At 57.5% G+C, this 25803-nt stretch carries 23 protein-coding genes; 18 read left to right on the top strand and 5 right to left on the bottom strand.

All coding sequences use genetic code 11. The features are described 5' to 3' along the window. Together yfhb and tadA are read left to right on the top strand one after the other, a co-directional pair. Window positions 1-636, top strand: a complete 636-nt coding sequence (yfhb, locus tag NWV12_RS16535; RefSeq protein WP_023308841.1) for a phosphatidylglycerophosphatase C — start codon at window positions 1-3, stop codon at window positions 634-636. A gap of 24 nt (window positions 637-660) precedes the next feature. Then, entirely contained in the window at window positions 661-1200 is a 540-nt protein-coding gene (tadA, locus tag NWV12_RS16530) for a tRNA adenosine(34) deaminase TadA (RefSeq protein WP_048978834.1), read from the top strand. Here the strand turns inward: tadA and mltF are convergent. Next, a complete protein-coding gene (gene mltF / locus NWV12_RS16525; protein ID WP_048978835.1) occupies window positions 1088-2638 on the bottom strand; it encodes a membrane-bound lytic murein transglycosylase MltF in 1551 nt (516 codons plus the stop codon). The two genes, tadA and mltF, sit on opposite strands and share 113 nt — an antisense overlap. Before the next feature lie 267 nt (window positions 2639-2905). Here mltF and purL point away from each other — a divergent pair, with 267 nt between their 5' ends. The 5 genes from purL to glnB all read left to right on the top strand — a co-directional run bounded on the left by purL (window position 2906) and on the right by glnB (window position 11219). Next, on the top strand, window positions 2906-6793 hold the full coding sequence (gene purL / locus NWV12_RS16520) for a phosphoribosylformylglycinamidine synthase (RefSeq protein ID WP_048978836.1): 3888 nt from the start codon (window positions 2906-2908) through the stop codon (window positions 6791-6793). 531 nt (window positions 6794-7324) lie between these two features. Beyond that, window positions 7325-8752 (top strand): two component system sensor histidine kinase QseE/GlrK, encoded by a 1428-nt coding sequence (gene qseE / locus NWV12_RS16515; RefSeq protein ID WP_045888300.1) that lies wholly within the window; start codon window positions 7325-7327, stop codon window positions 8750-8752. Between the two features lies 1 nt (window position 8753). After that, window positions 8754-9491: a two-component system QseEF-associated lipoprotein QseG gene (gene qseG / locus NWV12_RS16510; RefSeq protein ID WP_048978837.1), complete on the top strand. Its 738-nt coding sequence runs from the start codon at window positions 8754-8756 to the stop codon at window positions 9489-9491. Beyond that, window positions 9478-10815, top strand: a complete 1338-nt coding sequence (gene glrR / locus NWV12_RS16505) for a two-component system response regulator GlrR (protein ID WP_023308835.1) — start codon at window positions 9478-9480, stop codon at window positions 10813-10815. The genes qseG and glrR overlap by 14 nt, the downstream gene beginning before the upstream one ends. A gap of 65 nt (window positions 10816-10880) precedes the next feature. Continuing rightward, window positions 10881-11219: a nitrogen regulatory protein P-II gene (gene glnB, locus NWV12_RS16500; protein ID WP_003860685.1), complete on the top strand. Its 339-nt coding sequence runs from the start codon at window positions 10881-10883 to the stop codon at window positions 11217-11219. Between the two features lie 81 nt (window positions 11220-11300). Here glnB and hmpA read toward each other — a convergent pair whose 3' ends face one another. Then, a complete protein-coding gene (gene hmpA / locus NWV12_RS16495) occupies window positions 11301-12491 on the bottom strand; it encodes an NO-inducible flavohemoprotein (RefSeq protein WP_048978838.1) in 1191 nt (396 codons plus the stop codon). Between the two features lie 304 nt (window positions 12492-12795). On the opposite strand from hmpA, the gene glyA reads away from it, so the two are divergent. Continuing rightward, window positions 12796-14049, top strand: a complete 1254-nt coding sequence (gene glyA / locus NWV12_RS16490) for a serine hydroxymethyltransferase (RefSeq protein ID WP_008502165.1) — start codon at window positions 12796-12798, stop codon at window positions 14047-14049. A gap of 55 nt (window positions 14050-14104) precedes the next feature. Here glyA and NWV12_RS16485 read toward each other — a convergent pair whose 3' ends face one another. Further along, window positions 14105-14527 (bottom strand): DoxX family protein, encoded by a 423-nt coding sequence (locus NWV12_RS16485; protein ID WP_029741147.1) that lies wholly within the window; start codon window positions 14525-14527, stop codon window positions 14105-14107. 173 nt (window positions 14528-14700) lie between these two features. On the opposite strand from NWV12_RS16485, the gene NWV12_RS16480 reads away from it, so the two are divergent. Further along, window positions 14701-15846: a 3-phenylpropionate MFS transporter gene (locus NWV12_RS16480; protein WP_008502163.1), complete on the top strand. Its 1146-nt coding sequence runs from the start codon at window positions 14701-14703 to the stop codon at window positions 15844-15846. Here NWV12_RS16480 and csiE read toward each other — a convergent pair. Then, window positions 15841-17118: a stationary phase inducible protein CsiE gene (csiE, locus tag NWV12_RS16475; protein ID WP_033146227.1), complete on the bottom strand. Its 1278-nt coding sequence runs from the start codon at window positions 17116-17118 to the stop codon at window positions 15841-15843. The two genes, NWV12_RS16480 and csiE, sit on opposite strands and share 6 nt — an antisense overlap. A gap of 125 nt (window positions 17119-17243) precedes the next feature. Here csiE and NWV12_RS16470 point away from each other — a divergent pair, with 125 nt between their 5' ends. Both NWV12_RS16470 and NWV12_RS16465 read left to right on the top strand, forming a co-directional pair. Next, window positions 17244-17882 carry a DUF1007 family protein gene (locus tag NWV12_RS16470; protein ID WP_048978839.1) on the top strand — a complete coding sequence of 213 codons (639 nt, stop codon included), beginning with the start codon at window positions 17244-17246 and terminating at the stop codon, window positions 17880-17882. Continuing rightward, a complete protein-coding gene (locus tag NWV12_RS16465; protein WP_048978840.1) occupies window positions 17873-18853 on the top strand; it encodes a nickel/cobalt transporter in 981 nt (326 codons plus the stop codon). The genes NWV12_RS16470 and NWV12_RS16465 overlap by 10 nt, the downstream gene beginning before the upstream one ends. Before the next feature lie 40 nt (window positions 18854-18893). On the opposite strand, the gene suhB is transcribed toward NWV12_RS16465, so the two are convergent. Beyond that, window positions 18894-19697: an inositol-1-monophosphatase gene (gene suhB, locus NWV12_RS16460; RefSeq protein WP_023308828.1), complete on the bottom strand. Its 804-nt coding sequence runs from the start codon at window positions 19695-19697 to the stop codon at window positions 18894-18896. 131 nt (window positions 19698-19828) lie between these two features. On the opposite strand from suhB, the gene trmJ reads away from it, so the two are divergent. From trmJ to hscA, 7 genes are all read left to right on the top strand, one after another. After that, entirely contained in the window at window positions 19829-20554 is a 726-nt protein-coding gene (gene trmJ, locus NWV12_RS16455) for a tRNA (cytosine(32)/uridine(32)-2'-O)-methyltransferase TrmJ (RefSeq protein WP_033146224.1), read from the top strand. A gap of 216 nt (window positions 20555-20770) precedes the next feature. Beyond that, window positions 20771-21262 carry a Fe-S cluster assembly transcriptional regulator IscR gene (gene iscR / locus NWV12_RS16450; RefSeq protein ID WP_023308826.1) on the top strand — a complete coding sequence of 164 codons (492 nt, stop codon included), beginning with the start codon at window positions 20771-20773 and terminating at the stop codon, window positions 21260-21262. A 117-nt stretch (window positions 21263-21379) separates the two neighbouring features. Next, entirely contained in the window at window positions 21380-22594 is a 1215-nt protein-coding gene (iscS, locus tag NWV12_RS16445) for a cysteine desulfurase (RefSeq protein WP_008502157.1), read from the top strand. 24 nt (window positions 22595-22618) lie between these two features. Further along, window positions 22619-23005: a Fe-S cluster assembly scaffold IscU gene (gene iscU, locus NWV12_RS16440; RefSeq protein ID WP_003860661.1), complete on the top strand. Its 387-nt coding sequence runs from the start codon at window positions 22619-22621 to the stop codon at window positions 23003-23005. Window positions 23006-23018: 13 nt separating this feature from the next. Further along, complete coding sequence (gene iscA, locus NWV12_RS16435) at window positions 23019-23342, top strand: iron-sulfur cluster assembly protein IscA (RefSeq protein WP_003860659.1); 324 nt, start codon at window positions 23019-23021, stop codon at window positions 23340-23342. Between the two features lie 79 nt (window positions 23343-23421). Further along, entirely contained in the window at window positions 23422-23937 is a 516-nt protein-coding gene (gene hscB, locus NWV12_RS16430) for a co-chaperone HscB (RefSeq protein ID WP_039263745.1), read from the top strand. A 14-nt stretch (window positions 23938-23951) separates the two neighbouring features. Further along, window positions 23952-25802: a Fe-S protein assembly chaperone HscA gene (hscA, locus tag NWV12_RS16425; RefSeq protein WP_048978841.1), complete on the top strand. Its 1851-nt coding sequence runs from the start codon at window positions 23952-23954 to the stop codon at window positions 25800-25802. Window position 25803 lies beyond the last annotated feature (1 nt).

Genomic DNA, 25803 nt, shown 5'->3' with positions numbered 1-25803 from the left:
TTGGCAAATCACGCGCGTCGCGTTGTCTTTTTCGACCTGGATGGAACGCTGCATCAGCAGGATATGTTTGGTACGTTTATGCGTTACCTGCTGCGGCGTCAGCCTTTGAATGCGCTGCTCGTGCTGCCGCTCTTACCGGTTATCGGGATCGCGCTGCTGGTGAAAGGCCGGGCGGCGCGATGGCCGATGAGTCTGCTGTTATGGGGATGTACCTTTGGGCACAGCGAAGCGCGGCTTAAGCAGCTCGAAAAGGATTTTGCGCACTGGTTTCGCGGCCACGTCGCCGCCTTTCCGGTGGTGCAGGCGCGCCTGACCAGCTATCTCGACGCGAATGATGCCGACATCTGGCTCATTACCGGCTCCCCGCAGACGCTGGTGGAGCAGGTCTACTTTGATACCCCCTGGCTTCCGCGCGTGAATCTTATCGCCACGCAAATTAGCCGCGGCTACGGCGGCTGGGTGCTGACCCTGCGCTGTCTGGGGCATGAAAAAGTGGTCCAGCTTGAGAAACGCATCGGTACGCCGCTGCGCCTGTACAGCGGCTACAGCGACAGCAAGCAGGACAACCCGCTGCTCTATTTTTGCCAGCACCGCTGGCGCGTCACGCCATCAGGCGAACTTCAGCAACTCGAATAGTCTTCTCTAAAACTGGCGTGTATAATGCCGCCCGCTTTTCGACTGGAGTATCAACCGTTGTCCAACCCTGAACACAATCATGAATACTGGATGCGCCACGCGCTGACGCTGGCTCAACGCGCCTGGGAAGAGGGCGAAGTGCCCGTGGGCGCGGTGCTGGTTCATAACAACCAGGTGATTGGCGAAGGGTGGAACCGTCCTATTGGTCGCCACGATCCTACTGCGCATGCCGAAATCATGGCGCTTCGCCAGGGCGGTCTGGTGCTGCAAAACTATCGCCTGCTTGATACCACGCTGTACGTGACGCTGGAGCCGTGCGTGATGTGCTCCGGCGCGATGGTGCACAGCCGGATCGGGACTCTGGTTTTCGGCGCGCGGGATGAAAAAACCGGTGCGGCCGGTTCGCTGATGGACGTGCTGGGTCACCCGGGTATGAACCACCAGGTGAAGACTATCGGTGGGGTGCTTGCACCAGAGTGTTCGGGGCTATTAAGCGATTTCTTTCGAATGCGCCGTCAGCAGAAAAAGCAGCAAAAGGCAGAACTGAAGATGTCGGACGATTAAGCTCGTCCGGCGCCACGACCGGGTAGCTTTGAGCCAGCTGTTTGGCCTCCGTCGCCTCTTTCTCTTTCTCCAGCAGATACCCGACCAGGCTAATCTGATATTTACGGATATTTTCCACGTAGGCGTAGGCTTCATGTCCCCGCGCGTAGCCGTATGTCAGCTTGTTATACCATGGCTTCTGGCTCAGCAGCGGCAGGCGCTGCTTAACGTCTGACCAGCTGTCCGGATTGCCTTTCGTTTTGGCCGTCAACGCTCGTGCATCAAGCATATGCGCATAGCCCATATTGTAGGCCGCCAGCGCAAACCAGATCCGCTCTTCTTCCGGCACCGTTTCCGGTACTTTAGCCATCATGTCCTGCAGGTATCGCGCGCCGCCGCTGATGCTCTGTTCGGCGTCGGTACGATCGTTCACGCCCAGGCTCAGCGCGGTATTTTTTGTTAACATCATCAAACCGCGTACGCCCGTGGGCGACGTGGCCTGGGTGTCCCAGTGGGATTCCTGATACGAAATAGCCGCCAGCAGCTTCCAGTCAATCTCCTGGGCGTATTTTTCGAACAGCGGCTGCAGGTCCGGCAGGACGCTGTCTACCGCGCGCAGGAAGCTGCGGGTATCAACGTAGTCAAAGTCATCGCCGTGCCCGAGGTACTTTTCCTCCAGACGCGCCAGGGTACCGTCTTCATTGATGGTGTTGAAGAAATCAAGCATCGCGGCAGAGAAGGTCTGGTCGTCATCAAGCTGGCTAAACCAGGTCACGGGCTGCTCGTCGGTGACGTCCAGCGCCACGGCGATTTCAGGATGCACCCGTTGGAACAGGCTGATCGCGACCGAATCGGCGATGGTGTACGGCACCTTCTGATCTTTTACCTGCTCCAGCAGCTCCGTCGTGCCGAGTTTCGGATCCACCGTCCAGCTCAGGTCGGGATATTTCTTCTCCTTGAGCTCCCGCAGATCGTCAATCACCACGTGGCCGGGCGCAATCGTCAGCTGCCGATCGTTAATCGAGGACAGCGAGCGCGGGCGCAGGCTCCCGACGCGGTAAACCAGCTGCTGAGAAACGGAGTAGTAGGTCGGGCCTGGCTGGTAGTTCTTGCTGCGCTCGCTGTTATACACCAGCCCGGCGGCGAGCATATCGGCATCGTCGTTATCGAGGTCGTCAAAAAGCTGGTTGATATTCTGGCGGACGGTGATTTTAAGCTTCACGCCAAGATAATCGGCGAACTGTTGTGCCAGTTCATAATCCAGGCCAATGATTTTGCCGTTGACGTCGCTGTAAATCAGCGGCGAGTTGAGGGTACTGACGCGCAATTCCCCCCGCTCCTGAATGGCGGCGATACGGTTTTCGGCTTTGCCGAACCAGGGGATGGAAGGCCAGAGGGCCACTGCCAGCAGCAACGTTACAATGCCGATGAGCAGATAATTAATCTTTAATTTTTTCAATTAGTTAATTCTCTGCGACGCCGGTTGCCTCAGTCTGCTGTAGCCATGTTAATCATAAGGTTTGCCATTGAATGAGCGGCATTTTGCGTAAACTTGCGCCACTTGGCAACCAATTAGAGAGACAGGTCACATCTATTGTTAAATCTCTGTGCAAATTTTATTTCGACGCAAACGGTTTCGTCGGCGCTCAGGATTCTCTATAATGACGCCCGTTTTCCCCCCTTGCGCACACTGTAAGCGCCCCGGCGCTTCGAAGACGAGAGACTTATGATGGAAATTCTGCGTGGTTCGCCTGCACTGTCTGCCTTCCGTATCACTAAACTGCTGGCACGTTTTCAGGCGGCCGACCTTCCGGTAAGCAATATTTACGCTGAGTATGTCCATTTTGCTGACCTGAATGCCCCCCTGAATGCAGAGGAGCGCGTACAGCTGGAACGCCTGCTCAAGTATGGTCCAAGCCTGAACAGCCATACGCCAACCGGCAAACTGATCCTTGCTACGCCTCGTCCGGGCACCATCTCCCCCTGGTCTTCCAAAGCCACCGATATCGCCCACAACTGTGGCCTGAACCAGATTAACCGTCTGGAACGCGGCGTGGCGTACTACGTGGAAGCCTCTACCCTTAGCGACGCGCAGTGGCAGGCGGTTGCGGCTGAACTGCACGATCGCATGATGGAGAGCGTATTTGCCTCTCTCGATGACGCGCAGAAGCTTTTCTCTCACCATCAGCCTGCGCCGGTACAGAGCGTAGACCTGCTGGGGCAGGGCCGTCAGGCGCTGATTGACGCCAACCTGCGTCTCGGCCTGGCGCTGGCAGAAGACGAAATCGACTACCTGCAGGATGCGTTTGTTAAGCTCAACCGTAACCCGAACGACATCGAACTTTACATGTTCGCGCAGGCTAACTCTGAGCACTGCCGCCACAAGATTTTCAACGCCGACTGGATTATTGACGGCGAACAGCAGCCGAAGTCGCTGTTCAAAATGATCAAAAACACCATGGAGCAAACCCCTGACCACGTGCTGTCTGCCTATAAAGACAACGCCGCGGTAATGGAAGGTTCCGAGGTGGGCCGCTTCTTCGCCGATCGCGAAGCAGGGCGCTATGACTTCCATCAGGAGCCCGCGCATATCCTGATGAAAGTGGAAACCCACAACCACCCGACGGCGATCTCCCCGTGGCCGGGCGCGGCGACCGGCTCCGGCGGCGAAATCCGTGACGAAGGTGCGACCGGTCGTGGCGCTAAACCTAAAGCGGGTCTGGTCGGTTTCTCCGTCTCTAACCTGCGTATCCCGGGCTTTGAACAGCCGTGGGAAGAAGATTTCGGCAAGCCAGAGCGCATCGTGACCGCCCTGGATATCATGACCGAAGGCCCGCTGGGCGGCGCGGCGTTTAACAACGAATTTGGTCGTCCGGCGCTTAACGGTTACTTCCGCACCTATGAAGAGAAAGTGGACAGCCACAACGGCGAAGAGCTGCGCGGCTACCACAAACCCATCATGCTGGCGGGCGGGATCGGCAACATCCGTGCCGATCACGTGCAGAAAGGCGAGATCGTCGTCGGCGCGAAGCTGATCGTACTGGGCGGCCCGGCGATGAACATCGGTCTGGGCGGCGGCGCGGCCTCTTCTATGGCCTCCGGCCAGTCTGATGCGGATCTCGATTTCGCCTCCGTGCAGCGCGACAACCCTGAGATGGAGCGCCGCTGCCAGGAAGTGATCGACCGCTGCTGGCAGCTGGGCGACGCCAACCCGATCCTCTTCATCCACGACGTGGGCGCGGGCGGCCTGTCCAACGCCATGCCGGAGCTGGTGAGCGACGGCGGTCGCGGCGGGCGCTTCAACCTGCGCGACATCCTGAGCGATGAGCCGGGCATGAGCCCGCTGGAAATCTGGTGTAACGAATCCCAGGAGCGCTACGTGCTGGCGGTTGCTGCGGATCAGCTGCCGCTTTTTGACGAGCTGTGCCGCCGCGAGCGCGCGCCGTATGCCGTCATCGGTGAAGCGACCGAAGAGCAGCACCTTTCCTTAAGCGACACCCACTTTGACAACCAGCCAATCGATCTGCCGCTCGACGTTCTGCTCGGTAAAACGCCGAAGATGACCCGCGACGTAACCACCCGCAAAGCGGCGGGCAAAGCGCTGGATCGCCAGGGCATCACCGTGGCAGAAGCGGTAAATCGCGTGCTGCACCTGCCTGCTGTGGCAGAGAAAACCTTCCTGGTAACCATCGGCGATCGCACCGTGACCGGTATGGTATCGCGCGATCAGATGGTCGGCCCGTGGCAGATCCCGGTCGCGAACTGCGCCGTGACCACCGCGAGCCTAGACAGCTACTACGGCGAAGCGATGGCTCTCGGCGAACGCACCCCGGTGGCGCTGCTGGACTTCGCGGCTTCTGCCCGTCTGGCGGTCGGTGAAGCGCTGACCAACATCGCCGCGACGCAGATTGGCGATATCAAACGTATCAAGCTCTCCGCCAACTGGATGGCCGCTGCCGGCCACCCTGGCGAAGATGCTGGCCTGTATGAAGCCGTGAAAGCGGTGGGCGAGGAGCTGTGTCCTGCCCTCGGCCTGACCATTCCGGTGGGCAAAGACTCCATGTCGATGAAAACCCGCTGGCAGGAAGGCAACGAACAGCGCGAGATGACCTCTCCGCTGTCGCTGGTGATCACCGCGTTTGCCCGCGTGGAAGACGTGCGTCACACCGTTACGCCGCAGCTTGCGACCGAAGACAACGCCCTGCTGCTGATTGACCTGGGCAAAGGCCACAACGCGCTGGGTGCTACCGCGCTGGCGCAGGTTTACCGCCAGCTCGGCGATAAGCCAGCCGACGTGCGTGACGTGGCGCAGCTGAAAGGCTTCTACGACGCGATTCAGGCGCTGGTGGCGCAGCGTAAGCTGCTGGCCTACCACGACCGTTCCGACGGTGGCCTGCTGGTGACCCTGGCAGAGATGGCCTTCACCGGCCACTGCGGCGTGGAAGCGAACATTGCGACGCTGGGCGAAGACCGTCTGGCGGCGCTGTTCAACGAAGAGCTGGGCGCCGTGATTCAGGTGCGTGCGGCAGATCGCGACGCGGTTGAAGCGATTCTGGCGAAGCATGGTCTGGCAGACTGCGTGCACTATCTGGGCAAAGCCGTTCAGGGCGACCGCTTCGTCATTGAAGCAGACGGTCACGCCGTGTTCAGCGAAAGCCGCACCACGCTGCGCATGTGGTGGGCAGAAACCACCTGGCAGATGCAGCGCCTGCGTGACAACCCGGAATGTGCCGATCAGGAGCATAACGCGAAAGCGAATGACCAGGATCCAGGCCTGAACGTGAAGCTCTCCTTCGACATCAACGAAGACATCGCCGCGCCGTACATAGCGACGGGTGCGCGTCCAAAAGTGGCCGTTCTGCGCGAGCAGGGCGTCAACTCCCACGTTGAGATGGCAGCTGCCTTCCACCGCGCGGGCTTTGACGCTATCGACGTCCACATGAGCGACCTGCTGGCCGGGCGTACCGGTCTGGAAGATTTCCAGGCGCTGGTGGCGTGCGGCGGCTTCTCCTACGGTGACGTGCTGGGCGCGGGCGAAGGCTGGGCGAAGTCCATCCTGTTCAACAGCCGCGTGCGCGACGAGTTCGAAACCTTCTTCCACCGTCCGCAGACGCTGGCGCTGGGCGTGTGTAACGGCTGCCAGATGATGTCTAACCTGCGTGAGCTGATCCCGGGCAGCGAAGCCTGGCCGCGCTTTGTGCGCAACCAGTCTGACCGCTTCGAGGCGCGCTTCAGCCTGGTGGAAGTGACCCAAAGCCCGTCTCTGCTGCTGCAGGGGATGGTCGGTTCACAGATGCCAATCGCCGTTTCCCACGGCGAAGGTCAGGTAGAAGTGCGCGACGCTGCGCATCTGGCTCAGCTGGAGAGCAAAGGCCTGGTAGCGCTGCGCTTTGTCGATAACTTCGGCAAGGTGACGGAAACCTATCCGGCTAACCCGAACGGCTCCGCCAACGGTATTACGGCAGTGACCAGCGAAAGCGGTCGCGCGACCATCATGATGCCGCACCCGGAACGCGTGTTCCGTACCGTGAGCAACTCCTGGCACCCGGAAAACTGGGGCGAGGACAGCCCGTGGATGCGTATCTTCCGCAACGCGCGTAAGCAGCTGGGTTAAGTTTTAGGCAGTACCTGTAGGCCCGGTAAGCGCGAGCTCGACCGGGCTTTTTTATTTGTGTCGCAATTACGCGACAGACCCGTAATTCAACTGTCTCCAAAAGGCGACATTTAACTCGTTGATTTATATATGGCAGTAAAGGTTCCCGTTAAGGTGTTGCTTAATAGCGACACTTAGCCTGGAAATCATTCAACCGATAATTAACAGGCTAAACGAGTAAAACTCATATATTTCAAACTGTTAATATTTTGTTTTGCATTCTGGCACGGGTGTTGCATAATATTAACCAGTGGCTCATTCACCTTCTTATGTCAGCCCCTTCGGGACGCGCTACATAAACTTCGAATGACGCACAAAAAGGTGCCTGCCGTCCAACTACTGATCATAGCGATGCTTTATCAGGCCAGGGCGAAACGTCGAGTTAGGCACCGCCTCATTCCATGACAAAGCCGGGTTTTTACCCGGCTTTGTTGTATCTGAAGGGCAGACTCAGTTACGCTCTGCGTAAACCCCCATTAAGAGAGTAATGCGTTGAAACGCTGGCCCGTTTTCCCCCGCTCCCTGCGGCAGCTCGTCATGATGGCCTTCCTGCTGATCCTGCTGCCGCTGCTGATCCTTGCCTGGCAGGCGTGGCAAAGCCTGAACGCGCTGAGCGCGCAGGCGGCTTTGACTAACCGCACGACGCTCATCGACGCCAGACGCAGTGAAGCGATGACCAACGCCGCGCTGGAGATGGAGCGTAGCTATCGTCAGTATTGCGTGCTTGACGATCGGACGCTGGAAAAGGTTTATCAGAGTCAGCGTAAACGCTACAGCGAAATGCTGGACGCTCACGCGGGGGTCTTACCTGATGACAAGCTCTATCAGGCGTTGCGTCAGGATTTAAACGATCTCGCGCAGCTGCAGTGCAGCAACAGCGGCCCGGATGCCGTTGCTGCCGCGCGCCTCGAAGCTTTTGCCAGCGCCAACACCGAGATGGTGCAGTCAACGCGCGCGGTGATTTTCTCTCGCGGCCAGCAGCTCCAGCAGGAGATCGCCGAGCGCGGCCAGTTCTTCGGCTGGCAGGCGCTGGTGCTGTTCCTGGTGAGCCTCGGTCTGGTACTGCTCTTTACCCGCATGATCATCGGCCCGGTGAAGGGCATTCAGCGTATGATCAACCGTCTGGGGGAGGGGAAATCGCTCGGGGATACGGTCGCCTTTAAAGGCCCCCGCGAGCTGCGATCCGTAGGCCAGCGCATTATCTGGCTGTCCGAGCGCCTGGCGTGGCTCGAATCACAGCGCCATCAGTTCCTGCGCCATATCTCTCATGAGCTTAAAACGCCGCTGGCCAGCATGCGCGAAGGGACGGAGCTGCTGGCGGACGAAGTGGCCGGGCCCCTTACGCCAGAACAGAAAGAAATTGTCGAGATCCTGGATAACAGCAGCCGCAATCTGCAAAAGCTGATTGAGCAACTGCTGGATTACAACCGCAAGCTGGCTGACGGGGCGGTCGTACTGGAAAACGTTGAAATTGAGCCGCTGGTGGATATGGTGATCTCCGCCCACAGCTTGCCAGCAAGAGCTAAAATGATGCATACCGGCGTTGAGCTGAATGCGCCTGCATGCCTGGCTGAACCCATGCTGCTGATGAGCGTTCTGGATAATCTTTACTCCAATGCGGTGCACTATGGTACTGAATCCGGTAACATTTATATCCGAAGTAATACGAATGGTTCACGGGTGTTTATTGACGTCGCAAACACCGGCACCCCGATCCCCGATGACGAAAAAATCATGATCTTCGAACCCTTTTTCCAGGGGAGTCATCAGCGGAAAGGCGCGGTTAAAGGAAGCGGGCTGGGCTTGAGCATCGCCCGGGACTGCATACGACGCATGCAGGGTGAGCTAAACATTGCCGCGGACGAACGTTCAGATGTTTGCTTCCGTATCGAACTGCCCCTGAGCCGGAAAAATCAATAAAATGAATCTATGTCTGGTGAGTATGTCACACGTCTTTTTCCGCGCCGTAAGTGCGGTGTTTTCCAGCAAAACGCTTCGCCTGAGCCTGCCCTGTTTATTTCTGGCTGGGTGTGTTTCCCATGCGCCACAAAGTGCCATTAGCGATAAACAGGAAGATAAATGGCCCGATAACCAGCTGGCAGACTTCCTCTCAACCCGCTGTGACGACATCTGGAACCTGTCAGGACATGACGTTGAAAGCAACCCGCTGTTCTGGCTGCGTGGGATAGATTGCGCCCAGCGTCTGGCGCCGGTAGACGCCCGCTCGAAGGCGGCGATGCTGGATGACGATACCTGGCAGGACGCTTTCAAGCGTGGGATTTTACTCGCAGATGCGAAAATTACCCCCGTTGAACGTCGCGTCAATGTGACCCGACTGGACACGTTTGTAGTCAATCTTCCCGTGCAGGTACGCCCGGTATACCAGCTCTGGCGCGATGGGCAGACATTACAGCTTCAGCTGTCTGAAGAGCGCTCCCGCTACAGCAAGCTACAGCAGTCAACCGACAGCGAGCTTGATACGCTGCGTCAACAGCAGCAACATTTACGTACGCAGCTGGATACCACCACGCGTAAGCTGGAGAACCTGACGGATATCGAAAGGCAGCTCTCGTCGCGCAAATATCAGCCGGGGAGCTTATCCGCTGCACCGGACAGCGATACGCCGAAACAAGAGGATGTGAAGCATGACGAGCCGTAAACCTGCCCATCTTTTACTGGTGGATGACGATCCCGGGCTGTTAAAGCTGCTGGGGATGCGTCTGGTGAGCGAAGGCTACAGCGTCGTGACCGCTGAAAGCGGGCTGGAAGGGCTAAAAATCCTCAGTCGCGAGAAAATCGATCTGGTGATAAGCGACCTGCGGATGGACGAAATGGATGGCCTGCAGCTGTTCGCGGAGATCCAGAAGCAGCAGCCGGGTATGCCCGTGATTATCCTGACGGCGCACGGATCGATCCCGGATGCGGTTGCCGCGACGCAGCAGGGGGTCTTCAGCTTCCTGACCAAGCCGGTGGACAAAGACGCGCTGTATAAGGCTATCGACAGCGCGCTGGAACATGCCGCCCCGGCGGGGGATGAAGCGTGGCGGGAGTCCATCGTCACCCGCAGCCCCATTATGCTGCGTCTGCTTGAACAGGCCCGGATGGTGGCGCAGTCCGACGTCAGCGTGCTCATCAACGGCCAGAGCGGAACCGGAAAAGAGATCCTGGCCCAGGCGATCCATAACGCCAGCCCGCGCAGTAAAAATGCCTTTATCGCCATTAACTGCGGCGCGCTTCCGGAACAGCTGCTCGAATCTGAACTGTTTGGTCACGCCCGCGGCGCTTTCACCGGCGCGGTGAGCAGCCGGGAAGGGCTGTTCCAGGCTGCGGAAGGCGGCACGCTGTTCCTGGACGAGATTGGCGACATGCCCGCACCGCTGCAGGTCAAACTGCTGCGCGTGCTGCAGGAGCGAAAAGTTCGCCCGCTGGGCAGCAACCGCGATATCGATATTAATGTGCGCATTATTTCCGCCACCCACCGCGACTTGCCAAAAGTGATGGCGCGCAACGAGTTTCGCGAAGATCTCTACTACCGTCTGAACGTGGTGAATTTGAAGATCCCGGCGCTGGCGGAGCGCGCGGAAGACATTCCGCTGCTGGCGAACCATCTTTTGCGCCAGGCGGCCGATCGCCATAAACCGTTCGTGCGCGCGTTTTCCACCGACGCGATGAAGCGGCTGATGGCCGCAGGCTGGCCGGGTAACGTGCGCCAGCTGGTGAACGTGATTGAGCAGTGCGTGGCGCTGACCTCCTCACCGGTGATCAGCGATGCGCTGGTGGAGCAGGCGCTGGAAGGGGAAAACACGGCCCTGCCGACGTTTGCGGAAGCGCGGAATCAGTTCGAGCTGAACTATCTGCGCAAGCTATTGCAGATAACCAAAGGCAACGTGACCCACGCGGCGCGCATGGCCGGACGCAACCGCACCGAGTTCTACAAGCTGCTGTCGCGCCACGAGCTGGAAGCAAACGATTTTAAAGAGTAATGCCGTATGGTACTGTGAGCAATCGATTACGAGGCAGCTTACAGGCAAGAGTTTAAGGACCCACCATGAAAAAGATTGATGCGATTATTAAACCTTTCAAACTGGATGACGTGCGTGAAGCGCTGGCGGAAGTCGGCATCACCGGGATGACCGTGACGGAAGTGAAAGGTTTTGGTCGTCAGAAGGGCCACACCGAGCTTTACCGTGGCGCAGAGTACATGGTCGACTTTCTGCCGAAAGTAAAAATTGAAATCGTGGTCAGCGACGATATCGTCGATACCTGCGTGGATACCATTATCCGCACCGCGCAGACGGGCAAAATCGGCGACGGTAAAATCTTCGTCTTTGACGTGGCGCGCGTGATCCGTATCCGTACCGGCGAAGAAGACGACGCCGCGATTTAAAAATGCCAACGGTTTTGTAGGCCGGGTAAGGTGCAGCCGCCACCCGGCGAAAAAAAGCCCCTCGAACGAGGGGCTTTTTCATTACAGCACCTTATGCGGCCCGAAACATTCGTAATGAATGTTGTCTTTGTTCACACCCAGCTCCACCAGCTGCTGGGCGGCATACTGCATAAACGCTACCGGCCCGCAGACGTAGAACTGCATGTCCGGCGCGCTAAATGCCCCTTCCATCTGGCTTAAATTCATCAGACCTTCGCTGTCAAACCGAGCGGCCGCGCGGTCTTTATCCGTCGGCAGGCGATACCAGGTGTGCGCGGTGAAGCGCGGCAGGGACGCCCCGAGCGTTTTCACTTCATCCGCAAAGGCGTGCACGTCGCCGTTTTCCGCAGCGTGGAACCAGTTGACCTGCGCGCCGTGGTTGGCTTTCGCCAGCGTATCTAGCATCGCCAGCATTGGCGTTTGGCCGACGCCCGCAGAGATCAGCGTAACCGGGGTATTCGCTTCTACGGCCATGAAGAAATCGCCCGCCGGCGCGGCCAGATGGACCACGTCGCCCACGTTAGCTTCGTTGTGTAGCCAGTTGGATACCTGACCGCCGTCCTCACGCTTCACCGCAATACGGTAGCCTTTGCCGTTTGGCTTGCGGGTAAGAGAATACTGGCGGATCTCCTGATGCGGGAAGCCTTCAGGCTTCAGCCACACGCCCAGATACTGGCCCGGCTGGTAATCGGCAACCGGCTGTCCGTCCACCGGCTCAAATTCAAAGCTGGTAATCAGCGCGCTGCGCGGCGTTTTCTCGACGATGCGGAAGGCGCGCGTGCCTTCCCAGCCGCCGTTCTTGCTGGCGTTTTCGCTGTAGATCTGCGCTTCGCGGTTGATAAACACGTTTGCCAGCACGCCGTAGGCTTTACCCCACGCGTCCAGCACCTCCTGACCCGGGCTGAACATCTCGTCCAGCGTTGCCAGCAGGTGGCCACCCACAATGTTGTACTGCTCGGGCTGGATCTGGAAGCTGGTGTGCTTCTGCGCGATTTTTTCCACCGCGGGCAGCAGTGCCGCCAGGTTTTCAATATTGCTGGCGTAGGCCGCGATTGCGTTGAAAAGCGCTTCGCGCTGATCGCCGTTACGCTGGTTGCTCATGTTGAAAATTTCTTTGAGCTCCGGGTTGTGCGTGAACATGCGATCGTAGAAATGGGCGGTGAGTTTAGGGCCGGTTTCCACCAGCAGGGGGATGGTGGCTTTAACGGTAGCGATGGTTTGAGCGTCGAGCATGAGCGCATCCTTCTGATGTGACTTTAATGATGTATTTTAAATGCATCTTATAAAAAATACCCCTGCGTTGTAAATGGTTCTTTGCAAGATGAAAAATATGCATCACAAACCTGAAAAGAAATCCGCTGGAAAGGGCGAGAGCTTTATTCCTCAAACCCTTGCGTGGCGCGTAGGAAAACGTTTGCGTAAAATCGTTTGTCAAGACCTGTTATCACAGAACTAATCAGTTATACTGTTGCCCGTCGTCCAACAGGACTGCCTTTTCAGGCCAAAATTTACTTGTTAGCTGAGTCAGGAGATGCGGATGTTAAAGCGTGAAATGAACATTGCCGATTATGATGCCGAACTGTGGCAGGCTATGGAGCAGGAAAAAGTACGTCAGGAAGAGCACATCGAACTGATCGCCTCCGAAAACTACACCAGCCCGCGCGTCATGCAGGCGCAGGGTTCTCAGCTGACTAACAAATATGCTGAAGGTTACCCGGGCAAACGCTACTACGGCGGTTGCGAGTACGTGGATATCGTTGAGCAGCTGGCTATCGACCGTGCGAAAGAACTCTTTGGCGCTGACTACGCGAACGTGCAGCCGCACTCTGGCTCTCAGGCTAACTTCGCGGTCTACACCGCGCTGCTGCAGCCGGGCGATACCGTTCTGGGTATGAACCTGGCGCAGGGCGGCCACCTGACTCACGGCTCCCCGGTTAACTTCTCCGGCAAACTGTACAACATCATCCCTTACGGTATTGATGAGTCCGGCAAAATTGACTATGAAGACATGGCGAAGCAGGCTAAAGAGCACAAACCGAAGATGATCATCGGTGGCTTCTCTGCTTACTCCGGTATCGTTGACTGGGCAAAAATGCGTGAAATCGCAGACAGCATTGGTGCTTACCTGTTCGTCGACATGGCGCACGTTGCGGGTCTGATTGCCGCTGGCGTTTACCCGAACCCGGTTCCACACGCTCACGTTGTGACCACCACCACCCACAAAACCCTGGCGGGTCCACGCGGTGGCCTGATCCTGGCGAAAGGCGGTGACGAAGAGCTGTACAAAAAACTGAACTCCGCTGTATTCCCAAGCGCGCAGGGCGGCCCGCTGATGCACGTTATCGCGGCTAAAGCCGTTGCGCTGAAAGAAGCGATGGAGCCAGAATTCAAGGTTTATCAGCAGCAGGTTGCTAAGAACGCCAAAGCGATGGTGGAAGTGTTCCTGAACCGTGGCTACAAAGTGGTCTCCGGCGGTACTGAAAACCACCTGTTCCTGCTGGATCTGGTTGATAAGAACCTGACCGGTAAAGAAGCTGACGCAGCCCTGGGCCGCGCCAACATCACCGTGAACAAAAACAGCGTGCCAAACGATCCGAAGAGCCCGTTCGTGACCTCCGGTATCCGTATCGGTTCTCCGGCCGTGACTCGCCGCGGCTTCAAAGAAGCGGAAGTGAAAGAGCTGGCTGGCTGGATGTGTGACGTTCTGGACAACATCAATGACGAAGCGGTTATCGAGCGCGTCAAAGGTAAAGTTCTGGATATCTGCGCACGCTTCCCGGTATACGCGTAATTCCTCTGCTTTGCAGAAATAAAAAAGGCCGCGCTTGCGGCCTTTTTTTTTTGGCTTAACGCCGGTCGAGGGAAATAGCCCCCGGACCAACAATGGCCAGTAAAATAAAGGCGCCAGCAATACTGACGTTCTTATAGAAATTAATCATATTCGGTACGACCGCATCACCGGTCATATCCCAGTAATGGTGACCGATAATCGCCGTGCCCAGCGTATAGAATACAAACAGTACCGCGAGCGGGCGGGTGAAAAAGCCCAGCACGATCAGAATGGCAGCAGGGACTTCCATCACCACCGCAATAATGGCCGCCAGCATGGGCATCGGCGTACCCAGCGAGGTCATATATTGCACGGTGCCGCTAAACCCCGTCAGTTTTGGATAGCCAAAGATGATAAACAGCACGACAAGCGCGATGCGGCCAATCAGCAGCAGCAGGTGACGTGACTGACCGAAATCGAAATAACGTAGTGAGTTCATGGCAGAAAAACCTCTGCAAGTGGAGTAATTTAAACGTAATACATATTTTCATTCCCTGCCATAAGCCAGACGACTGCACAAGATGTTAATTTTTCGTTAATTTATAGCAGGCTATCTACTTGCTTAATTTTTATATTCTCGCCAGACTATGGCCTCGATTTCGGGAGGGATTCATGGTCTTGCATTCCACGCGCTGGCTGGCGCTTAGTTATTTCACCTATTTCTTTAGCTACGGTATTTTTCTGCCCTTCTGGAGCGTCTGGCTCAAGGGTATCGGCCTGACTCCTGAGACTATCGGTGTCCTGCTGGGGGCCGGGCTGGTAGCGCGTTTCCTCGGCAGCCTGCTGATTGCCCCGCGCGTCAGCGATCCCTCCTTACTGATCAAGGCCGTGCGCATTCTTGCTCTGCTGACACTGGTCTTTGTTGCCTGCTTCTGGGTCAGCCACCAGTTTGCCTGGCTGATGGTGGTGATGGTCGGCTTTAACCTGTTCTTCTCACCGCTGGTACCGCTGACGGATGCCCTGGCGAACACCTGGCAAAAGCAGATCACCATGGACTACGGCCGCGTGCGCCTGTGGGGCTCAATTGCCTTTGTGATTGGTTCCGCGCTGGTGGGCAAACTGGTCAGCCTTTACGATTACCGCGCCATTCTCGCCCTGCTGAGTATCGGTATTGCCTCTATGCTGCTGGGTATGCTGCTGCGTCCGTCGGTGATGCCGCAAGGGGAAAGCCGCCATCAGGAGAGCGCAGGCTGGCCCGCCTGGCGGAGCCTGGTGGCCCAGAGCTGGCGTTTTCTGGCGTGTGTCTGTCTGCTTCAGGGGGCGCATGCGGCGTACTATGGCTTCAGCGCCATCTACTGGCAGGGGGCGGGATATTCTGCTTCCGCAGTGGGCTATCTGTGGTCGCTGGGGGTAGTGGCCGAAGTCATTATCTTTGCCCTGAGCAAGAAGCTGTTCCGTCGCTTTGGCGCGCGAGACCTCCTGCTGCTTTCCGCCGTGTGCGGCGTGGCGCGCTGGGGGATTATGGGCTGGACGACCGATCTGCCGTGGCTGATAGTGGCGCAAATTCTCCACTGCGGCACCTTTACCGTGTGCCATCTGGCGGCCATGCGCTATATCGCAGCGCGCGAGGGCGGAGACGTTATTCGCCTGCAGGCCGTCTACTCGGCGGTCGCGATGGGGGGCAGTATCGCGATCATGACGGTCTTTGCGGGGTTCCTCTACCAGCACCTGGGGCATGGGGTTTTCTGGGTGATGGCGCTGGTCGCCTTACCCGCCATCGTTGTTCGCCCTAAAGTGGCCGCTCGCGCCTCGCTATGATTCCAGCATGGCGCGAATATGTTCTTGCTGCTGCGCGTTCAATGTTTCAACGGCATGTATCAGCGGCGGCGAGAACAGCGGCAGGACGGTAGGGTAGGGGGTGATAACCAGCGCGGCTTCGCGCGGTGCACCCTCTTTCTGGAAAGCCTGCAGCGTCAGATAGCGAATGTTGAGCGGCAGCAGCGTCAGCTCGCGAAGCTGCTGTTCAATCAGGTCCTCGCTGGCTTTATCGTCTCCCGTCAGCAGGATCACCTGTTTTTCGTGCAGATCGGTCTCCTGCATCAGCCATGCGCCAAAAATCACCGCGACAAGACTCATCTCTTCATCAGAAAAACGCAGCCCAAACTCCGCTTCCAGCTCAAACAGCGCTTCCTTTGTGGTGCGTAACAGCCGGGGATAGAGACGATGGATCTCCTCCGGCAGGCTATTGTCGATGCCAATTTCAAACAGCGAGCGGTCCAGCGCCTGAGCAAGATGGATATACAGCTGATCGGTCAGCCCTTGCTCATCGCTGAAGTTCATCCCGGTCTGCGAGCGAAAACGGGCGACCATGCGCACGATGGCCCGGCGCAAGCGCTGATCCTGCTGGTGTTTATCGAGCACCGGATCGGGCGTGCGGAGCATCATAAACAGCAGGGCCAGAAACAGCTGTTCATCCCCGTGCGCTCCCTGCGGCACGCGACGTCTCCAGTGACGCACGATCTCCTGGGCCGTAAAATACTCCCCTCTCGACTGGGTCCAGCTGCGCTGAACGTGAGAAAACTGTGGCGTATTCCCGAGCTGGTGCTGAATAAGACAGTATTGCAGATAGAGCTGTAAAAACTGGACGTCGCGACATTCAAACTGGCGCTGGAGCTTGCGGGAGCAGAAGCCGATCAGCGCCCGCAGGTTCGCATCGTCGTACAGCGGTCGCGCAATGCCGTGTTGTTTAAGCGCGGTTTTTAATGCGGGGGTAAACTGGTGTGAGACAAACTGCGGGCAAAGCCGCAGCGCCCGGCGCAGCCAGTGCAGCAGGCATAAACGCTGATTCAGGGCTGTGCCTTCAATCCGGTAGCTGCCGTCGTGGTGCGTGACGATGTCCAGCCGGTGATAGCGCTGGATTTCATCGCGCGTCTCGGCTATATCTTGCCGTGCCATCGCGTCGTCCACCCCGTTGGCAGCGATTATGCTCTCTGCGGTGACGGCAGCATCGGGCAGGTATAGCATCAAAAGCACCTGGCAGCGGCGCTGCGAACTGGAAAGCACAGATGGAATTTCAAGCGTCGTCATCATCTGTCGGGTATCCAGTGTGAATGTTTGATAAGAATAGCTAAAGGATGAGCGCTGAAAAGCGCGCCGGCAGGCCTTTCACTCAGGATTGCTGGGGAACATCACAGAATTTTTGACGTGAGGAATTGATGCAAACAGTTAAACAAAGTGCGATGGCGTTATTTTTGGCGGTTATCAGCTTCACCGCCAGCGCACACCCTCACAGTTTTATTGACCTCCAGACCGAGCTGGTTACCGACGGCACGCAGCTGAGCGGCCTGAAGATGCGCTGGACGATGGATGAAATCACCTCGGCCGATCTGCTCTATGATGCGGGAAACGCGAAGCCTGGCGATGAAATCTGGAAAAAGCTGGCGGCGGAAGTGATGGCCAACGTGCTCGGCCAGCACTACTTCACGGAATTCTGGCACAACGGGCAAAAGGTTAAATTTCTGAACCGGCCAACGGAATACGGGATGACGCGTGACGGGCATCAGGCGCTGCTGACGTTTGTGCTCCCGCTGGCGCATCCGCAGCCGCTGGCCGGGCAAACTTACACGTTTTCCACTTTTGATCCTACCTACTATGTCGATATGCGCTATGACAAAGACGGCGACGTACGATTGCCGGACGCTCTGCAAAAAAACTGCAAAATTGGCGTTCACACCCCGAAACCCAGCGAGGAGACGCTGAACTTTGCGGTCTCGCTTGATAAGGAAGATGCACCGCCTGAGGACATGGAGTTGGGTAAACAGTTCGCGCAGGAGGTAACGTTACAATGTCAGTGATCTCCTCTCCGGTTCGGAAACCGCGCCGCTGGCTGCACCTCTGGCCGCTGGCGCTTTTTCTCCTGCTGGCCGTTTGCGGTTCACTCTGGCTGTGGCAGGCCTGGCCGCAGGTCATGATGAAAAGCATCGTCTGGCAGCGTGAGGTCAACCAGCAGATGAGCGGTCTGCTGAAGGCGGTGGCGGAGAACCCGACCAAAGCGGGTGGTTCCCTGCTGGCGTTCAGCTTTATCTATGGCGTACTGCACGCGCTGGGGCCGGGGCACGGCAAAATCGTGATAACGACCTGGCTCGCCACCCATCCGTCGAAGCTGAAATCGAGTATCGGGCTGACGCTGGCCTCCTCGCTGCTTCAGGGCAGCGTGGCGATTGCGCTCGTCGTAGTCGTGCTTTCGCTGTTGCAGCTTCCCGCGCGCCAGCTGCACATGAGCAGTTTCTGGCTGGAGAAGGGAAGCTACGCGCTGGTGGGCGTGCTGGGGCTGATCCTCTGCTGGCGGGCGATGAAAAAGCTGCGCGTGCTGCTGCAAAAACCGAAATTCAAAACCTTCACGCCGCACCACGTTCATGATGAAAGCTGCGGCTGCGGACATCAGCATTTGCCCACGCAGGAACAGTTGCAGAACGGCGACGACTGGCGCGCGCGGCTGATGATTATTCTCTCGATGGGCATGCGCCCGTGTTCGGGGGCCATCATGGTGCTGCTGTTCAGCAAGGTGATAGGCGTGTTTGGCTGGGGAATGCTCTCTGCGCTGGCGATGGCGGCAGGGACATCTCTCACCATTTCGTCTTTAGCGCTGCTGGTTCACAGCTTCCGTCAGCTGGCGGTCAAACTCAGCGGCAATAAAACGCCGGTGCTGTGGCGACAGGTAGGGTGGACAACGCTTGCGCTGGCGGGCGGGGTGATTCTGCTGGTGGCAGCGGTGACGATGTGGATGAGCACGATGCCGGTGGGAAGAGGATTGCGGCCGTTTTAGTTGGGATTCCCTCTCCCACGGGGAGAGGGAATGACCGGGATTAACGCTTCAGCGCATCGCTCAGTTCATCACGCATGTTGGCCAGCATGGCTTTAACAACGCGTGGGTTACCTGCAACGACGTTGCCGGTAGACATATAGTTATGGCCGCCGGTGAAATCACACACGATGGCGCCTGCTTCACGTGCGATCAGCTCGCCCGCAGCAAAGTCCCACGGCTTCAGCGACAGCTCGAAGTAACCGTCAACGCGGCCGGTCGCCACGTAGGCCAGATCCAGCGCGGCAGAACCGGTGCGGCGGAAGTCCGCGCATTCGGTAAACAGTTTGCCCAGGATATTCATATAGGTGGTCGCGTGCTGTTTCGCCTTGAACGGGAAACCGGTCGCCAGAATGGTGCCGTCCAGATCGCGTGCGTTGCTGCAGCGCAGACGGTAGCCGTTCAGCTGTGCGCCCTGACCGCGGGTAGCGGTGAACAGTTCGTTACGCATTGGATCGTAAACAACGGCGACTTCAGTACGGCCTTTAATGCGTACTGCGATAGACACAGAGAAGTGTGGCAGGCGTTTGACGAAGTTGGTGGTGCCATCCAGTGGATCGATAACCCATTGAACATCCTGATCGGTACCTTCATGTTCACCGCTTTCTTCGGTGATGATGGTGTGCTGCGGGTAAGATTTGCGGATCGTTTCGATAATAATCGCTTCTGCGGCTTTATCGACGTTAGTCACGAAATCATTGCTGCCTTTCTGGCTGGTTTCTACGGAGTCTGGCGTTTCGTAGTGTTTGGCAATTACATTACCCGCCTTGCGCGCTGCGCGCACGGCGATGGTCAGCATCGGATGCATCGGTCTCTCTCACTGGATGTTAAAGAACAGGAAAATCGGCGCAGAGTATAGCAGTGGGATCGGATTATGTCTCCCGTTTATGATAATATGCCGGAATATTCTTCAGACGCTGAATTCAGACATTAAAAATTATGCTGCAAAACATTCGAATCGTGCTGGTCGAAACATCGCACACCGGCAACATGGGCTCCGTTGCCCGCGCTATGAAAACCATGGGCTTAACGAACCTGTGGCTGGTTAACCCGCTGGTGAAACCTGACTCGCAGGCTATCGCCCTGGCGGCCGGTGCCAGCGACGTGATCGGCAACGCTCAGATCGTCGATACCCTTGACGAAGCGCTGGCCGGCTGCAGCCTCGTTGTTGGCACCAGCGCGCGTTCACGCACGCTGCCGTGGCCGATGCTGGACCCGCGCGAATGCGGCCTGAAAAGCGTCTCTGAAGCGGAACAGGCTCCGGTTGCGCTGGTGTTTGGCCGCGAGCGCGTTGGCCTGACCAACGACGAGCTGCAGAAGTGCCATTATCACGTCGCCATCGCGGCTAACCCGGAATACAGCTCGCTGAACCTGGCGATGGCGGTGCAGGTTATCGCCTATGAGGTGCGTATGGCGTGGCTGGCGACGCAGGAGAAACAGGTAGAGCCTAAAGAAGAAACGGCCTACCCGCTGGTGGACGACCTTGAGCGCTTCTACGGTCACCTGGAGCAGACGCTGCTCTCAACCGGCTTTATTCGTGAAGGCCACCCGGGCCAGGTGATGAACAAGCTGCGCCGTATGTTTACCCGCGCCCGCCCGGAAAGCCAGGAGCTGAACATCCTGCGCGGGATTCTGGCGTCGATTGAGCAGAAGAATAAAGAGTAGTGTCGATTTTCCCCTCTCCCCATGGGAGAGGGCAGGGGTGAGGACATCAGGCCGCACCTGGGTTATGAAGGCACGGAACGTTAAATACCTGACTAAAACAGTCAAGTAAATAGTTGACCATTTTAGTCAGGAATGTCAGACTTGGCCCTGCTATGCAATACCCCCATTTTACAATAAAAAACCCCGGGCAGGGGCGAGTTTGAGGTTAAGTAAGACATGAGACTGACATCTAAAGGGCGTTATGCCGTGACCGCGATGCTGGACGTTGCGCTCAACTCCGAAGCGGGCCCGGTTCCGTTGGCTGATATTTCTGAACGACAAGGGATCTCCCTCTCTTACCTGGAGCAGCTGTTCTCGAGACTGCGTAAAAATGGACTGGTTTCCAGCGTTCGTGGCCCAGGCGGCGGTTATCTGCTGGGTAAAGACGCGGGCAGTATTGCAGTTGGTGAAGTGATTAGCGCAGTTGACGAATCCGTTGACGCGACCCGTTGCCAGGGTAAAGGCGGCTGCCAGGGCGGCGATAAGTGCCTGACCCATGCGCTGTGGCGCGATCTGAGCGACCGTCTCACCGGCTTCCTGAACAACATCACCCTGGGTGAACTGGTCAATAACCAGGAAGTTCTGGATGTCTCTGGTCGTCAGCACGGTCAGGATTCCCAACGCAGCACCCGCGCGCAGGACGCTATCGACGTCAAACTGCGCGCGTAATAAAACGATAAAGATTTCAGAATCAGGCCGGGGCGGTCACGCCCCGCGTACTCGGTCGTACATCCAGCCGGTTGCCTGATTCCTTGCATTGAAGCGATGTACGGAGTTTAAAGAGCAATGAAATTACCGATTTATCTCGATTACTCCGCAACCACGCCGGTGGACCCGCGTGTTGCCGAGAAAATGATGCAGTGTCTGACCCTGGACGGAAACTTTGGTAACCCAGCTTCCCGTTCACACCGTTTTGGCTGGCATGCTGAAGAGGCGGTTGATATCGCCCGTAATCAGATTGCCGACCTGGTGGGTGCCGACCCGCGTGAGATTGTTTTCACCTCCGGTGCGACCGAATCAGACAACCTGGCGATCAAAGGTGCAGCCAACTTTTATCAGAAAAAAGGCAAGCACATCATCACCAGCAAAACCGAACACAAAGCCGTGCTGGATACCTGCCGCCAGCTGGAGCGTGAAGGGTACGAAGTGACTTACCTGGCGCCACAGAGCAACGGGATCATCGACCTGAAAGAGCTCGAAGCGGCCATGCGTGATGACACCATTCTGGTTTCCATCATGCACGTTAACAACGAAATCGGCGTCGTTCAGGACATCGCTACCATCGGCGAAATGTGCCGCGCGCGCGGTATCATCTATCACGTTGACGCGACCCAGAGCGTGGGCAAACTGCCTATCGATCTGAGCCAGCTGAAAGTGGACCTGATGTCCTTCTCCGGCCACAAAATTTATGGCCCGAAAGGGATCGGCGCGCTGTACGTTCGTCGTAAACCGCGTATCCGCATCGAAGCACAGATGCACGGCGGCGGTCACGAGCGCGGCATGCGTTCCGGCACGCTGCCTGTTCACCAGATCGTGGGCATGGGCGAAGCGTACCGCATTGCGAAAGAAGAGATGGAAACCGAGATGGCGCGCCTGCGCACGCTGCGTAACCGTCTGTGGGACGGCGTGAAAGATATGGAAGAAGTGTATCTGAACGGCGATCTCGAGCAGGGCGCTCCGAACATCCTCAACGTCAGCTTCAACTATGTTGAAGGCGAATCGCTGATCATGGCGCTGAAAGACCTGGCCGTTTCTTCCGGTTCTGCCTGTACGTCTGCAAGCCTGGAGCCATCCTACGTGCTGCGCGCGCTGGGCATGACCGACGAGCTGGCGCACAGCTCTATCCGTTTCTCTTTAGGTCGTTTCACTACCGAAGAAGAGATTGACTACACCATCAAGCTGGTTCGCAACTCCATCGGCCGTCTGCGCGACCTTTCTCCACTGTGGGAAATGTTCAAGCAGGGCGTGGATCTGAACAGCATTGAATGGTCACATCACTAATCGGTACATAAGGAGAATTCAATCATGGCATACAGCGAAAAAGTCATCGATCATTACGAAAACCCGCGCAACGTTGGCTCTTTTGACAACAGCGACGAATCTGTCGGCAGCGGTATGGTTGGCGCACCGGCGTGTGGCGACGTGATGAAGTTGCAGATTAAAGTCAACAATGAAGGTATCATTGAAGACGCGCGCTTCAAGACCTACGGCTGCGGTTCTGCTATCGCGTCCAGCTCCCTGGTCACCGAATGGGTGAAGGGCAAGTCTCTGGACGAAGCACAGGCAATCAAGAACACGGATATTGCTGAAGAACTCGAACTGCCACCGGTGAAAATTCACTGTTCAATTCTGGCAGAAGACGCGATCAAAGCCGCCATTGCGGATTACAAAAGCAAACGTGAAGCAAAATAATTGAGGTTTGAGTATGTCGATTACCCTTAGCGACAGCGCTGCCGCGCGAGTAAGCTCTTTTCTGGCGAACCGTGGTAAAGGCTTTGGCCTGCGACTGGGCGTACGTACCTCCGGCTGTTCTGGTATGGCTTACGTACTGGAGTTTGTTGACGAGCCGGCGTCTGACGACACCGTGTTTGAAGACAAGGGCGTGAAGGTGGTGGTCGATGGCAAAAGCCTGCAATTCCTCAACGGCACTCAGCTGGACTTCGTTAAAGAAGGCCTGAACGAAGGGTTCAAGTTCACGAACCCGAACGTCAAAGACGAGTGTGGTTGCGGCGAAAGCTTCCACGTTTAACCGCGCGTCATCCGAAACCCCACCGTGGCTTACCCGCTGCGCGTGGGGTTTGTTCTAACAGGCTACCCCTGAGAATGTTATGGATTACTTCACTCTCTTCGGACTACCCGCTCAATACCCGATTGATCTCCAGGCGCTGACGATCCGTTTTCAGGATCTTCAGCGTCAGTATCACCCGGATAAATTCGCCAGTGGTACTCAGTCTGAGCAATTGGCTGCGGTTTCCCAATCTGCGACCATCAACCAGGCCTGGCAGACGCTGCGCCATCCGCTGGCGCGTGCAGAATATCTGCTCTCGCTCCACGGTTTCGATCTGGCGAGCGAACAGCATACCGTGCGCGACACCGCGTTTCTGATGGAACAGCTGGAGCTTCGCGAAGAGCTGGATGAGATTGAACAGGCCAAAGACGAAGCGCGTCTGGAAAGCTTCATCACGCGCGTGAAGGGCATGTTCGATACCCGCCATCAGCAGATGGTGGAGCAACTGAACAACGAGACCTGGGACGTGGCGGCAGACACTGTGCGCAAACTCCGTTTTCTCGATAAACTGCGAAGCAGTGCTGAACAACTCGAAGAAAAGCTGCTCGATTTTTAATTTCGGAAGCAATTATGGCCTTATTACAAATTAGTGAGCCTGGCTTAAGTGCCGCACCGCACCAGCGTCGTCTGGCGGTGGGTATCGATCTGGGCACCACCAATTCCCTCGTGGCGACCGTGCGCAGCGGCCAGGCGGAAACGCTGGCTGACGAGCAGGGTCGCCATCTGCTGCCTTCCGTGGTCCACTACCAGCAGCAGGGGCACGCGGTCGGCTATGACGCCCGCGCCAACGCCGCGCGCGATCCGGCCAACACCATCAGCTCCGTAAAGCGCATGATGGGCCGCTCTCTGGCCGATATTCAGACCCGCTATCCGCATCTGCCGTATCAGCTGCAGGCCAGTGAAAACGGCCTGCCGATGATTGCGACCGCGGCCGGTCTGCTGAACCCGATTCGCGTTTCCTCCGACATCCTTAAAGCGCTGGCGGCGCGCGCGACGGCGACGCTTGGCGGCGATCTGGACGGCGTAGTCATCACCGTTCCGGCCTATTTTGACGATGCACAGCGTCAGGGCACCAAAGACGCCGCGCGTCTGGCAGGCCTGCACGTGCTGCGCCTGCTGAACGAACCGACGGCGGCGGCGATTGCCTACGGCCTCGACTCCGGTCAGGAAGGGGTGATTGCGGTTTACGATCTCGGCGGCGGTACCTTTGATATCTCGATCCTGCGCTTGAGCCGCGGGGTGTTTGAAGTGCTGGCGACCGGCGGGGATTCCGCGCTGGGCGGCGATGACTTCGACCATCTGCTGGCGGATTATATTCGCGAGCAGGCGGGCATCAGCGATCGCAGCGATGCGCGCGTGCAGCGTGAACTGCTGGATGCGGCTATCGACGCCAAAATCGCCCTGAGCGATGCGCAGACGGTTAGCGTAAACGTTGCGGGCTGGCAGGGTGAGATCGCCCGCGACCAGTTCAGCGATCTGATTGCCCCGCTGGTGAAACGCACCCTGCTGGCCTGCCGTCGCGCACTGAAAGATGCGGGCGTTGAGGCGAACGAGGTGCTGGAAGTGGTCATGGTGGGCGGTTCGACCCGCGTGCCGCTGGTGCGCGAGCGCGTGGGCGAATTCTTTGGCCGCACGCCGCTGACCTCCATCGACCCGGACAAAGTGGTTGCCGTGGGCGCCGCAATCCAGGCAGATATTCTGGTCGGCAACAAGCCGGACAGCGAAATGCTGCTGCTGGACGTCATCCCGCTGTCGCTCGGGTTAGAAACCATGGGCGGCCTGGTAGAGAAAGTGATCCCGCGTAATACCACCATTCCGGTGGCGCGCGCGCAGGAGTTCACCACCTTCAAAGACGGCCAGACCGCGATGTCCATCCACGTGATGCAGGGCGAGCGCGAGCTGGTGCAGGACTGCCGCTCTCTGGCGCGCTTTGCGCTGCGCGGTATCCCGGCGCTGCCTGCGGGCGGGGCGCATATTCGCGTCACCTTCCAGGTGGATGCGGACGGCCTTCTGAGCGTCACGGCGATGGAAAAATCGACCGGCGTGGAATCGTCCATTCAGGTGAAGCCGTCCTACGGCCTGACCGATGGCGAAATCGCCTCCATGATTCAGGACTCAATGAGCTACGCCGAGCAGGATGTGAAGGCGCGTATGCTGGCTGAACAAAAAGTTGAAGCCGCCCGCGTGCTGGAGAGCCTGAACGGCGCGCTCGCTGCCGATGCCGCGCTGTTAAGCGCCGCTGAGCGCCAGGTGATTGACGACGCTGCCGCGCATTTAAGCGCAGTAGCAGAAGGCAATGACGCTGACGCAATAGAAGAAGCCATTAAAAACGTTGATAAACAAACCCAGGACTTTGCTGCTCGCCGCATGGACAAATCTGTCCGCGTCGCGCTGAAAGGCCAGTCCGTGGACGAGGTTTAAT

Origin of the sequence: Enterobacter sp. Crenshaw (assembly GCF_024734705.1) — a bacterium.
GTDB classification, from domain to species: Bacteria; Pseudomonadota; Gammaproteobacteria; order Enterobacterales; family Enterobacteriaceae; genus Enterobacter; species Enterobacter asburiae_B.
This window is presented reverse-complemented; position numbering and strand designations above follow the sequence as displayed.